Genomic DNA, 13,668 nt, shown 5'->3' with positions numbered 1-13,668 from the left:
GTAGAAGCGCTAGCGTTCGCCTACAAGTTTTCCGTAGGAAAACTACTTCGAAAGCATATGCTTTGACGTTCGAATTCTACCTCTAAAAGGGTTTTATATAATCAGGAATTCTAAGGGCAACAGCGATCGTAAGGACAATCCGTCATCGTAGCGGACATACGCAATCCTAATGTTTGTTGCTCCATTAAACATTTCGATCTTATACTCACACTAGATATTCCAACATGATCGTCTTATCTACACTTTGTAGAGAAAGGGTAATGCGATCTCCGCCTTTTAATTCATATCCGTTACTAGCATCAATAACGCGTCCTGACTTCTCAATGTTCACGGTTGATCCATTCTTGATCATGATTCGATCATTCTTACTTGGGATGAAAAGGATCTTCTCTGTTTCCTTCAGTTCTGGTGCTAACTGTAACAACTGATGGAGAGTGATCCTTCCTTTGAAGCCATTCAATTTCTTATATTGCGGATGCGTCTTCTCACCGGTATTCTCATCTCGAATCTCGATGATCATTTGGCCGACAAAGCCTTTATTGGCTTTCTTCACAGCTGCAAGAATGAAGTATGCTGCTGCAAGGACCGCTATAAGTCCAATCGCCCCAAGAACTACGGGCATGACGGGGAACGAATCCTTCTTCTCGTCCTCTGTTACAGGAGTTGTCTTACTTGGAGTTGTAGCAGTGGCTCCACCCTTCTTAGCACTAATCTTCACGACAGGGGATTCCCGATAAAGGCTTTTATCTTCCGCGATGACTGTGAGTTCATAATCATGTGCATCGATAACCTTATAGGTCCCCTTGAACTGATCTCCTGGACTAGACAGTGCTACTTCTTCTGTCGCACCCGTATCCATATCTTTCACCACTAGCCTAGCATTCATATTCTTATAAAGGGTGCTATTTTGTAACCTTTGACCATTACTTGTAAAATAAGTTGTGATATCGATCTTATCACCCTTTTTATACGTGCTACTTGGAAGAGGATCCATCGTAAGTTCAATATCATAATTGAACACTAGATTAATATCGATTTTGTCCTTAGCTACACCTTTCACTTGAAGCTTCCAATCCCCTTTTACTGGACTTATTAGCTTAAGTAACGTATAACTTTTGGATTTGGAATAAAGAATATCTTTGGCAGGAATGGACTTGCTCGCTCCTGTCGGATCTGTTAATTTGACTTCTACGGATTGGGCTGACATGATAGAAATATTAGCTTCCAGTACATTATCATTGGGGACATTAATCGTTACATCTTGAAAGCTTCCGTCCCCTGTCATCGACTGTATTGGAACAATCTTAAGTTTCTGATGACTCGCAAATATTTCACTTAATATCTGCGGTAAATCATCCGCTGTATTTGTGGAAAACGCCTTACCTCCTGTTTTCTCAGCAATCTCAGCTAAAGCATCCTTGTTTAATTTACCGTCCGCATTCAGACCAATGGTATATACCGGAATACCACTTTTATTGGCATCGACAATCGCTTGATCTAACTCTTGTGCCGATTGTTGATCTGTTCGGCCAGTAGCCTCGTTAAGATCATTGTTTCCATCGGCTAGTAGTACGATCATGGGTTCATGACTAGCATCGGATCCTTGTTGCAATACTTTAACAGCTTCCTTTATTCCGATAGCTGTATCCGTATAGGCTCCACGATCGAGCTGATCTATGAATTTCTTCAAATCTTCTTTATCCGCAGCTGATTGAATCTCAAGCAGCGCTTTCTCTCGCTGGATCTGATCCGTATACGAGATAACTCCAACCTTGTCCCCTTGAACAGATAACATATCAATGAACATTTTCATCGCTTCGTTACCTATTTTGTTAGGATCACTTTTCTTCATAGAATTACTTGCATCTACGACTAACATGGCATCAATATGTGAAGACTGATCTGCAGCTGCAACTTCCTGTATTCTAAATACATACGAGAATGGTAGTAATAATATCGACATGACTACCAATATACGGAGTGTGAGTTGATTTCTTTGAAGCATAGTTATACCCCTTTATTATGAGATGAAGTACGAGTAGGATGCTCATCTATTCCACTCTAGGTGAAAAGTCTTAAGAACCTCTTAAGAAACCCTTAACATACATTAAAATATTTGCCTAGAAGTATTAAGTTTATGCCGCTACTTTGTCTAAATTCTACCATTAGTATGACATTATGATATAATTAAACCTTTCAAAGTTCAATGTATCATGGAAAAATGCTGGCTTATACTAAACAAGAAGGGAATCCGATCATGATTACATACGTTTGTTTAGGCGTTTTGATTCTTTTTATTGCTATCAAGTCATCTGTATATATGAAACACCGTAAATATACCCCTTCTTCCGATGAACTAGATATGAAGCTTTTGTCCCTAATAAACCATGAGGGTGAGCGCCATGACTAAAAAGAGAGCTGTAACTTTTAAACCCTATATAAAGACGCGTTATGCGTATGAAAAGTTAAGAGTATGCCGTCATTGTCAGCATTTCACCGTGCTGTGGGAAGAGGAATGTGCCCATTGCGGCAAAGCTACACTCATTTCTATTCGTCAACGCGCAACCTCTAAAGTTAAACGTACCATGGTAAACCAACGACTTATCGCATTTTTAATTGGATTAATCGGGATTTACTTCGGTCAGACTTCTCTACAAATGATCCTTTGTGCCGGAGCGGTCATCCTACTCATTGCTCTCCTGTGGTTCCTTCAGAATAGAATGCTTCCTTCCGAAGTTCCTTTGGAAATGGAGAGAATATTTGAAGAAGAACAACCACAGATTCTAGAGGATTTAAAATATAATCGAAAGACTGCTGTTGCCGCCTTAAAGGAAGATGAACTCCTTACGTATGTTATGTTACGGGAGATTAGTACCCTCGTACATAATGATAAAATACGTCTACAGCAAGTGGTCCTTCTTCAATCCTTTGTACTACGTAAGGATATGGATTTAGTAGTGGAACCCTTACTTATAAAGAGTTTCGATACCGATTTGGCATCCTACATCGGTGAAGTGGCCAAGGTACAGCGAGACCTAATTAAGAACAGCTCCATTCATTATATTCTTACCTATGAACCTCATATACTCCAAATGGGGAATGGGATGGACATCCTATCAAGTGTTGCTGGCGCTGCCATTCGATTACAGAAATATGTAGAGGCTTATCCTGAATTTATTGGACGTTATGCAAGACACATTCCCAAAGATCGTTTCTTACGATTGTACAGAATGATTCAACAGCGTCCAAATGCTTCATGGGGCAATTTGGCTAATGAAGTAGCTCTCATCCGTCAAGAGCAATATGTATGGGATTCTGATTTTCAATAAGAAAGTTAGAGAGGCTATAAGACTATGACGATGGTAAGATGGATAACCCTGCGAAATTTTCTCATATTGTGCTGTGCGGCCATGCTTATTCTAATTGGAATGAAGGGATATCACATTCAGGAGAAGATTACATCGGTCACCGAGGCCAATCGCCTGTATGATCTTAAGGATCTGATTGAAGCGGAAGCCTGGTATAATAAAGCTCAACAAAATCAATCGATACGATATAAGGAACAACTAATCTCTTCCCGATTACGGGAATTGGCACCGATTACAGATATTAACATTCAACTTAGCCAGATTGATAGTCAGGCTGAGCGTGCGAACGATATCAAAGATTTCGATCAACTAATGTCTGTGTATACCCGCTTACAAGCTGTTCGAAGTGATTATATGAAGGGGGATATCCCCTATGAACCCTATTATCGCCAGTTATCTGCTAAATATGAAATTTCCGAAGACTTCACCCAATACTTCCATAACTCTAAAACCCTTTTTAATGAGCAAATGGAGCATAATCTTGAGAACAATCTATATAAGGACGAGTCCTTTAAGTGGAATTTATTAACTATACCGAATGTATTCTATGGTGATGAGAAACAGAAGATTACGCAAATCTATGCGAAATTGAAGGCCTATGATGATCGCAAAATGGCTCGAATGGCAGCAAATGGCCAATTTCAGGATCTTTTAGATGAATCTGCCGCTATGTTACAGCAATATAAGGCTCACGATGTACAAGCAGACTGGATTACCGATCAATCCGATGATCTTGTTAGAACATTCTTGGTGAATGACGCAAAGAATGACAGCTATTCCGTATTCGTGACACATGCGAAGAATTATATGAACTTTGTTCATAGTATATCTTTCAAGTCTACTGTGGAGACTTACATTGAGAAACAGATAAATACATGGATGAAGACTGCGAAACGTCACCTATCCAGAGCAGAGTTTGAGAAGGCCATTGCCATATACATGGGAATTAAAGATTACAAGGACACAACTCTCGAGGTGAAGGAAGCGCAACTCGCTTGGAATATCCATGATCCAATCCGGATCCTGCAGAATGGTGACCCAACACGTGTATTTGAACATGTGAGTTCTGGTAGTAAACGTTTCGGCTCTATTACAGACGTGCTTGCGACAGATGAGCGGAATATCATTTACTTTGGAACATTGGATAGTGAGAATAATGTACAGATCTTAACTAACCAGGAATTTCAAAAGGATGGATCGATTCAAGACCTATCCATTGAGAGCTCCCTCAGTTCGAAACAACTTCCTGTAATTCTGATCACGGAACAATCCGACTCACGTAAGGCACGCTATACAGCTCTCGAGGTGCAATCTAATACCATGGTCACCTTATTTCAGCTACATGCAGATGGTTATCAAGTGGATTCAAATGGCATGTTAATCATGATTAATCCAGACACGGAAGAAGGCACTGGACAAGTGGCTATGTACCAACGCTCCGGGGATAGTTATCAATTTGTGGGTGTCCAGCAAGATTTCATTGATATCTCTGTCGAGGATTTATTACTACATCCAAATGAAAAGGTGAAATTTCACACGACCATTATCCAACCTGGATATGCCGAAGCCTTTGCTACGATGGGTGACAGTTATATTAAACTCACAGGTAGCTTTAACTTTTACGAGGGATTAGTTTCCTTAACGGGATTGTTTAATGGGTATGAGGATATTTATGTTCAGGATGAATTAATATCCGTACCTGTGTTTGAAGTAGAGACTGTAGAATAACCGTTTCAACATCTCTGACATAGAAACAAGCATAAACGGCCTCGCCGTCCTTTAGCGGCGAAGAAACGTTTAGCGTTGAAATATAAGATTATTTATAAGCAGAAATACTTATAAATTCTAATATTTTTACAAAAAAAGAGTTGGTGTCTGTATTTAACAGACACCGACTCTTTTCTATTGAATCGTATTTATTCTACAACGACAACCACTTTTGTTTTCTTACCGCCATAACTTACAGTAATCGTTGCCTTTCCTTTACCAGTAGCTTTGATCTTACCATCTTTAACCGTCACCGCTAGAATTTTCGATGAAGTCCATAACGCTGCCTTAGAAACATTATCTTCGCTTCCATCAGCATAGGTCGCTGTGGCAATCACACTAACCTCATCCTTCACTTTCAAGTTCAGGCTAACTTCATCCGTCTGTAGATATTTCAATGTATCAACATCCACTGGAATACTTATCGTTTTCCCTGCGTATTTAGCCGTAATTTTTGTCTTACCGTAAGCTACGACAGAGACTTTTCCTTTATTCACAGTTGCTATTTTATAATTACCTGTCTTCCATTCAGCAAGACTAGTAACATCCTTCGTTGTTCCATCACTTAATGTAACAGTTACGTTGATCTGATCTGTTTTTGGTCCCTGTGATCCTGTTTTCAAGGAAAGAGATTGATGTGTTGCTTCAATGCTTTTAATGACATCAACTTCTACTGCAATCGTTACTTTTTTGCCACCATATTCTGCTGTAATGGTCGCTTTACCCTTACTGTAACCTTTTACTACACCATCTTTCACACTTGCTATAGCTGGGTTACTTGATTTCCAAGCCACATCAGCTGCCGTAATCGGTTCATCATTACTCGATGAATCTTTTGCAGCAAGGACGATTGACTTGCTCTCACCAGAACTCAAGATAATAAGACTAGAATCTGATTCAAGCTCACTTACTAATCCAACATTTACTTTCATAGTGTACTTCGTATTATTATACAATGCTGTAATCGTCGTGGAACCCGTTGCTACCCCTGTGATAAGTCCATCGCTGTTGACTTTAGCAATCTTCTCATCAAGCGTGCTCCACTCGGCTTTACTTGTAAGATCAACATCTTTTGAATGATCCGTTACGTCATACACCGCTACAAGGCTAGCTTGATATGGATTCTCTACTTTAATATCAATTAACTTGGAATCCAATGAGATCGAAGTAGGAATATCTACGCTAACCTTTGTTGTAACCGTTAGTCCACCATACGTTGCTGTAATCGTTGCTTCACCCATTTTGTAAGCTGTAATCTTACCGTTCGATACATAGGCTACAGCAGCATCACTTGAGCTCCATACCGCTTTGTCTGCCACGTTGGTTCTAGTCGATACATCCCCGTATGCTGCATTAAGCTCTAATTCCTTCGTCTGTCCAACACTCATTCCTACTTTTTCAACGATATCTAGATTACGAGGAACATCAACATCAACCTGAACGGTTACACTCTTATCACCGTATTGCCCCGTAATCGTTGCTGATCCAGTTCCTTCAGCATAGATAAGTCCTTTATTTACATACGCCACAGACGCATTGCTAGTCGTCCATGTCGCTAGACTAGTAATATCAACAGGTGATGTATTATCAGGGAAAATAGCTGTCAATAACAACTGACTCTCTGATTTAGTTGAATCTATAACACTTAAGAAAACATTCGTTTTATCAACGACTAATTTACGAGTCTTGTCTACATCAACCTCAAGGGTGATGGTTTTGGTGCCATAACTAGCTGTTATTGTAGCTGTTCCTGCACCGTAGGCTGTAATCTTACCTTTGAGTACGTCAGCAACCTTCTCGTTACTCGTAGTCCATTCCGCATCTGCTGTCACATCTTTAGGATCACCATTAGGATATGTCGCAGTTAATTTAACGGTTTGTGAATCTTTAGGATCCTTCATCAATAGGGATACTGAACTTACATCTAGATCAAGTCGTTTCACTATTTCTACGTTCACTTCTACTGTAATGACCTGGTTTCCGTAAGAAGCTTTAACCGTTGTTACACCTGCGCCAAGAGCTTGTACTTTACCATTAACGACCGTTGCAACTTCATTGTTACTTGAAGACCAATCTGCTTTGTCAGTAACAGTCTCCGTCACTGCAGTATCCGCATAAGTAGCTTCTAGTGTAATTTGCTCACTGTCGCCTTTACGAAGATCGAGACTTTGCACATTCTTCGTTAAAGATTTAACCTTTTTCGTAACAATTACCTTAATGGTTTCAGTCTCACCACCATACGTTGCCGTTGCAGTGATGGTACCTTCCTTCTTAGCTGTTACCATACCATTATAAATCGCTGCAATGGAATCATCAGGACTCGACCATGTGGTGAATAACGTTACATCTTTCTTTGTATCGTCGTCGTACACAGCTGTTGTCGTTAATGACGATGTTGACCCAATTTCCATGGATATTTCATTCTTAGATAGCACAATTTTGTCTAATACCGCTGTTGCTGCCCAAGTCGTACCTGCACTAGCCAAACTAACAATTAAAATTAATGACATTAATAATGATTTTTTGAATCTAATAATCAATGTTGTTTCCCTCCAGTTCTCATTTTAAAATCGCCTTATTACTTCAAATATCGGCAAATGAAGACATAAACATTAGGTTTTCGATCATTCACTTTAGAAATTTATGTTTTTCACTTCCCCATTTAAGAAAGAATTACTATCTCTCATCTAGAAAATGACCCCTCCCATGATCATCATTGGGAAGAGCCTTTATATACCCATTATTTCATTAGAAATACCGACTGGGTTATTTCAATTATGCCGTTTTCGACTTATTATAAATATCAAATCCAACAGCGAGCAATAGGACTAACCCCTTAATTCCTTGCTGCCAATCTACACCCAGGCCAACCAGAGACATCCCATTATTCATGACCCCCATTACAAGGCCCCCAATGATGGCACCTACAACCGTTCCAATCCCTCCAGAAGCGGAAGCCCCACCAATGAAACAGGCCGCGATCGCATCAAGTTCGAAGTTCACACCTGCTTTGGGAGTTGCCGAATTGAGACGTGCCGCAAATAGCAATCCCGATAATGCAGCCATGACACCCATATTCACAAATACCCAGAAGGTGACACGTTTCGTTTTGACACCGGATAGACTTGCTGCCTTCTCATTACCACCAAGAGCATAGATTTGACGACCCATGGTCATCCGATTCATGACGAAGGAGTAGATCACAATAAGAACTAGCAAGATTACGAGAATGTTAGGAATTCCGTTATATTGCGCCAATACGTAGGTAAATAAATTAATTAGTACGACAAGCGCACCAACCTTAGCGACGGATAGCCAGACAGAAGACTGATCAAATCCATATCTACTTTGAACCTTACGGTTCTTGTATTCCTGATATATAACCAGAATCGATAGAATAACACCGATCACCATCGTAAGTAGGTTGATGGTACTTCCATGAAAGAAATCGGGAATGAATCCGGAGCTAATCTTTTGAAAAGATTTGGGGAAAGGAGCAATCGACTGCCCATTCAGTACGATCATTGTGAGACCGCGGAACAGTAACATCCCTGCTAGGGTGACAATGAACGCTGGTATTTTGACATAAGCGACCCAGAAGCCTTGCCAAGCACCCACAAGTGCACCCATTAAGAGAGACAGAATGACTGCAAGAATGGGGTTCATCTGCATATTCACCATCATGATTGCTGATAGTGCCCCAATGAAGGCAGCTACCGATCCGACTGAAAGGTCAATATGACCGGTAATAATGACTAACACCATCCCAATAGCTAGTACTAGAATGTAACTGTTCTGCAGAATCAAGTTGGTCACGTTAAGTGGTTTAAGTAAGATACCGTCTGTAAGGATCTGAAAGAAAATAGATATAAACACAAGTGCGATAATCATGCCGTATTGACGTATATTTTTTTTGAAAAGTTTACTTATGGCTCCCATGCGATATTACCCCCTGCTCCGTGTCATGTATTTCATTAATGTCTCTTGCGTCGCATCCTGCCTTGCTACTTCACCACTAATTCGGCCTTCATTCATAATATAGACCCTGTCACACATGCCTAGAATTTCAGGTAACTCTGAGGAGATAAGCAGGATCCCCTTCCCTTCAGCCGCCAGTTGATTAATAATGGAGTAGATTTCGTATTTCGCACCTACGTCAATACCTCGGGTAGGTTCATCCAGAATAAGAATATCTGGTTTGGTATAAATCCATTTACTAAGTACCACCTTCTGCTGATTACCACCGCTAAGATTACCTGTTGTCTGCAGAATACTTGGTGTTTTGATATTCAATTTCTTACGGTATTCTTCTGCTACAAGTACCTCTTCGCTCTCGTTAATGACGCCACGCCGGGATAAATTCTTCAGATTACTGAGTGAAATATTGCGCTTAATATCGTCGATTAGAATGAGCCCATAATGCTTCCGATCCTCGGTAACATAGGCTAATCCATTCTCCATTGCCTTATTAATATCCGTTAAATGCACTTCCTTACCGTTCATGAATACCTGACCACTAATGCGTTTACCATAAGACCTGCCGAATATACTCATAGCAAACTCGGTTCGTCCTGCTCCCATCAGACCTGCAATACCAACAACTTCACCTTTTCGGATATGCATATGAATGTTGTCGACCATCTTACGATCTTGTTGTGTTGGGTGGTAGACTTCCCAGTTACGAACTTCAAAGATCATCTCTCCAATGTCTGGCGTTCGCTCTGGATATCGATGCGTCATATCTCGACCAACCATACCCTTAATAATGACATCCTCCGTAACCTGATCCTTCTTCATATCTAGGGTCTGAATCGTCAATCCATCACGCAAAATCGTTACAGAATCCGCTATCTTCTCGATTTCGTTCAATTTATGCGAAATGATAATGGAGGAGATCCCTTGTTTCTTGAGCTCTAGAATGAGCTCCAATAGATTCTCACTATCATCCTCATTGAGCGCCGCAGTGGGTTCGTCGAGAATGAGCAGCTTCACTTCCTTGGAGAGTGCTTTCGCGATCTCTACCAATTGTTGTTTACCGACACCGATCGAGTTTACCTGTGTAAACGGCGATTCCTTAAGGCCAACGGTTTCCAATAGCTCAATCGTCTTCACCGTCGTTTCGTTCCAGTTGATTACCCCGTGCTTGGCCTGTTCATTGCCTAGGAAGATATTCTCCGAAATCGACAAATACGGAATCAACGCCAGTTCCTGATGGATAATAACAATCCCTAGATTCTCGCTATCCTTAATATCCTTGAATTGACATACCTGTCCTTTGAATATAATATCCCCCTCGTACGTTCCATGAGGATACACACCACTAAGTACTTTCATCAGCGTAGACTTACCCGCACCATTCTCTCCGCATAATGCGTGAATCTCGCCTTCCTTGACCTTTAAGTTAACATCTCCGAGCGCTTTGACGCCGGGAAAGGTCTTCGTGATTCCTTTCATCTCCATAATGTAGTCCGTCAATGCTTCTCACCTAGCTTTCTTTCTGACTGGTCATACGGGAACGGGAAGCGGGGAAGCAGCCTCTACAGGCCGCCACCGCTAACCTATCATTTGTATATCTATCTGCTAGTTCGTTGTTTACTGCCCCAGTTGCTCCTTCGTATAGTAGCCACCTTCTACTAGAACCTTATCTACATTCGTAGCATCTACGGAGACCGGATCAAGCAGGAAGGACGGTACAATTTTCACACCATTATCATAAGTTTTTGTATCATTCACGACTGCCTCAGTACCCTTAAGAACACTTTCAGTCATCTCAACGGCCTTCTTAGCTAATTCCCGTGTGTCTTTAAATACCGTTTGTGTCTGTTCACCAGCAATAATTGATTTAATAGAAGCTAACTCAGCATCTTGACCTGTTACTATAGGAAGCTTCTTATCTGCTGTACCGTAACCAATCCCTTTAAGTGAGGAAAGTACACCGATACTAATCCCGTCATAAGGAGAAAGAACTGCATCCAAATTGTCGGAGGCGTAGTTCGCACTCAACAAATTATCCATGCGTGCTTGAGCGGCTGCGCCATCCCAACGAAGTGTAGCTACTTGAGCCATTGTTGTCTGTTTACTGCGAACAACGAGCTTACCGGAATCCATATAAGGCTTCAGAATGGACATTGCCCCATCGAAGAAGAAGTATGCATTGTTATCATCCGGTGAACCCCCGAACAACTCGATGTTGAAAGGTCCCTTCCCTTCTTTTAGCCCAAGCTTTTCTTCAATATATGACCCTTCAAGCACACCCACTTTGAAGTTATCAAACGTAGCATAATAATCGACATACTCACTTTTCTTAATTAAACGATCATACGCAATGACCTTCACATTGGCATCATGTGCCTTTTGTAGCACATCCGTGAGAGACTCACCATCAACCGACGCGATGACAATCGCGTTTACACCCTTGGTGATCATGTTCTCAATTTGAGACACTTGATTCTCCACGACATCTTCAGCGTATTGCAGGTCTGTGCCATATCCTAACTTCTCGAATTCTTTCACCATGTTATTGCCGTCATTTACCCAGCGCTCTGAAGATTTCGTTGGCATAGCAATTCCGACCTTACCGTTAGCCCCTTCAGAACTACTACCTGATCCATTACCACATCCGGATATCATAAGTGCGAACGCCATCATCAACATGATCCATGAATATTTCTTCATTCCTGCACTACCCCCTCGAACATTTAGTTTCTTGGACGAAACGTCTGCTCCGTCTGACAAGTTGAGTATATCAAGGCGAATAGGTGACCGTATTTACAATAAAACTACTGTTTTTATAAAAATCGAACATTTTTTGTTAGCGTTTTCATAATTGCCATTAAATAATTCTAGAATTAGTGGTTTGGATGGCCGCTACGATAACGGATTGTCCTTACGATCGCTGTTGCCCTCCGATTTCTTGATTGTATACTGCTTATAGGAGTTGAAATCTGAGGGCAAGTATATGCTTTCGATGTAGTTTTCCTACGGAAAACTTGTAGGCGAACGCTTACGCTTCTACAGGACAATTCCGCCACCTTCGCTACTTCGAATAATATTCTAGATATCGTAGAAGATCTGGTGGAGCCTCTTCAACTCTCAGATGGCCCCAATTGTCTCATTGGCATGAACATGCAAGGCCCGGTCGCCATATTCGCTGTCAATTTAAAGAGAATATTGACTCTATTAAATTAATAAATATAAGAAAACATGAAGAACAAAGGCGGATTCTCATTCAGAGTTGAATGAAAATCCGCCTTTATATCTATTCAGGTGCAGTCCCTATATCAAAATACCTTTTTTCAGTAGTCCCCCCCTATAATGGAGAGTCTTCCTCTGGATTCATACCTTTACGAAATTGCAAAGGTGATACGCCCGTCTGTTTCTTAAAGGCTGTACTGAAATAATGCTGAGTTTCATATCCCGTTCGCTCTGCCACATCATGTACACTGATATCCGTAGCATTTAGCAACTGTGCCGCTTTCCGAATCCGAACCTGTGTCAGGTAAGTACCAAATGAGGAACCGAGCTCCTGCTTGAACAAACGACTAAGATAGACCGGAGATGCCTGTAAATGACCTGCTATAGATTCTAACGTTAAGCCATATTCATCATAATTTTCCAACACATATTGTTTCGCTCTTCGAACGATCGGAGATAGCGGTACTTCTTTGGATAAGGTGATTCTGCATCTACGGTAAGTCGTGGTCAACTCCGTAATCTCTTCCTGTACAGGTTCGATACCGACTTCTACAGCAATCTTCAAGTTCGTACGCACTTCCTGCTCCACCCTAGCTAATATCGCTTCGGCGCTACCGTCCCATAGGAGAATAATAATAAGGCCCATAGAATCACGGAAAATAACATGGGCGTAATCGTTCAGCAACTCCATCGTGATATTCTCGATTGCAAAAAGAAACAACTGGCGCTCATTCTCTTTCATTCCAGAGTTCTGTACTTCCCATCTCCAACGAATAATACCGAGTAGTTCTGGTCGAACTTGTGGTAATTTCAAAAACTGGAGTTGCTCCTTAATTTCCTGCTGACTCAGATTACCATCTAGCCATTCCTGGCAAAAGCGTTCGCGCAATAGCGGGAAGTTCTTCAGAATTTGCTTGGAAGCCTGCGCTAGATGCTGACTTTGCTGCTTCTCTTGATTCAGTTCATCTCGAATTCGGCGCATGACCTGCATGAGCTGTTTCGGATCAGCTGGCTTCAGAATATAATCATTCACCTGTAATCGAATCGATTCCTGCGCATACGTAAACTCATCATGTCCCGTTATGACTACGATTTTGCAATCGGGAAGCTGTTCTCTTAATTTCTTCATCATTTCAATTCCGTGCATAATCGGCATATTAAGATCAACTAGTGCGATATTTACTGAATGTAAAAGTGCCTGTTCCAATGCTTCCTCGCCATCCTCAGCTTCTGCGACAACTTGTAAGCCTAGCCCGTCCCAATCAACAGATTGCTTAATTCCCTCACGGATAATCATCTCATCATCTGCAATCATTACTTTCCAAATATCCATGTCATT

Annotated in this window: 8 protein-coding genes; 2 read left to right on the top strand and 6 right to left on the bottom strand. The window is 41.2% G+C overall.

The window, feature by feature from the left end:
* Positions 1–205: 205 nt before the first annotated feature.
* Complete coding sequence (locus AC1D69_RS23605) at positions 206–2,005, bottom strand: vWA domain-containing protein (RefSeq protein WP_495458556.1); 1,800 nt, start codon at positions 2,003–2,005, stop codon at positions 206–208.
* A 397-nt stretch (positions 2,006–2,402) separates the two neighbouring features.
* Between AC1D69_RS23605 and AC1D69_RS23600 the strand changes: the two genes are divergently transcribed.
* On the top strand, positions 2,403–3,329 hold the full coding sequence (locus AC1D69_RS23600) for a hypothetical protein (RefSeq protein ID WP_495458555.1): 927 nt from the start codon (positions 2,403–2,405) through the stop codon (positions 3,327–3,329).
* Between the two features lie 24 nt (positions 3,330–3,353).
* Positions 3,354–5,096: a hypothetical protein gene (locus AC1D69_RS23595; RefSeq protein WP_495458554.1), complete on the top strand. Its 1,743-nt coding sequence runs from the start codon at positions 3,354–3,356 to the stop codon at positions 5,094–5,096.
* A 188-nt stretch (positions 5,097–5,284) separates the two neighbouring features.
* Here the strand turns inward: AC1D69_RS23595 and AC1D69_RS23590 are convergent, their stop codons facing one another.
* From AC1D69_RS23590 to AC1D69_RS23570, 5 genes are all read right to left on the bottom strand, one after another.
* Positions 5,285–7,675, bottom strand: coding sequence for an Ig-like domain-containing protein (locus AC1D69_RS23590; protein ID WP_495458553.1), 2,391 nt, complete (start codon positions 7,673–7,675; stop codon positions 5,285–5,287).
* Between the two features lie 235 nt (positions 7,676–7,910).
* Positions 7,911–9,074 (bottom strand): multiple monosaccharide ABC transporter permease, encoded by a 1,164-nt coding sequence (gene mmsB / locus AC1D69_RS23585; RefSeq protein ID WP_495458552.1) that lies wholly within the window; start codon positions 9,072–9,074, stop codon positions 7,911–7,913.
* A 6-nt stretch (positions 9,075–9,080) separates the two neighbouring features.
* Positions 9,081–10,595: a multiple monosaccharide ABC transporter ATP-binding protein gene (gene mmsA, locus AC1D69_RS23580; protein ID WP_495458567.1), complete on the bottom strand. Its 1,515-nt coding sequence runs from the start codon at positions 10,593–10,595 to the stop codon at positions 9,081–9,083.
* 132 nt (positions 10,596–10,727) lie between these two features.
* Positions 10,728–11,810, bottom strand: coding sequence for a multiple monosaccharide ABC transporter substrate-binding protein (gene chvE / locus AC1D69_RS23575; RefSeq protein ID WP_495458551.1), 1,083 nt, complete (start codon positions 11,808–11,810; stop codon positions 10,728–10,730).
* A gap of 634 nt (positions 11,811–12,444) precedes the next feature.
* A complete protein-coding gene (locus tag AC1D69_RS23570) occupies positions 12,445–13,662 on the bottom strand; it encodes a response regulator transcription factor (RefSeq protein ID WP_495458550.1) in 1,218 nt (405 codons plus the stop codon).
* Positions 13,663–13,668: the final 6 nt, after the last annotated feature.

The sequence above is a fragment of the Paenibacillus sp. Y301 genome (genome assembly GCF_059445505.1).
Note: the sequence above shows the minus strand (reverse complement) of the source record. Positions and strands in the feature narration are given on the sequence as shown.

Coding starts and splice junctions, on each gene's coding strand:
- mmsA (WP_495458567.1), bottom strand. CDS start 10,595: ATGGAGATGAAAGGAATCACGAAGACCTTTCCCGGCGTCAAAGCGCTC.
- AC1D69_RS23600 (WP_495458555.1), top strand. CDS start 2,403: ATGACTAAAAAGAGAGCTGTAACTTTTAAACCCTATATAAAGACGCGT.
- AC1D69_RS23595 (WP_495458554.1), top strand. CDS start 3,354: ATGACGATGGTAAGATGGATAACCCTGCGAAATTTTCTCATATTGTGC.
- chvE (WP_495458551.1), bottom strand. CDS start 11,810: ATGAAGAAATATTCATGGATCATGTTGATGATGGCGTTCGCACTTATG.
- mmsB (WP_495458552.1), bottom strand. CDS start 9,074: ATGGGAGCCATAAGTAAACTTTTCAAAAAAAATATACGTCAATACGGC.
- AC1D69_RS23605 (WP_495458556.1), bottom strand. CDS start 2,005: ATGCTTCAAAGAAATCAACTCACACTCCGTATATTGGTAGTCATGTCG.
- AC1D69_RS23570 (WP_495458550.1), bottom strand. CDS start 13,662: ATGGATATTTGGAAAGTAATGATTGCAGATGATGAGATGATTATCCGT.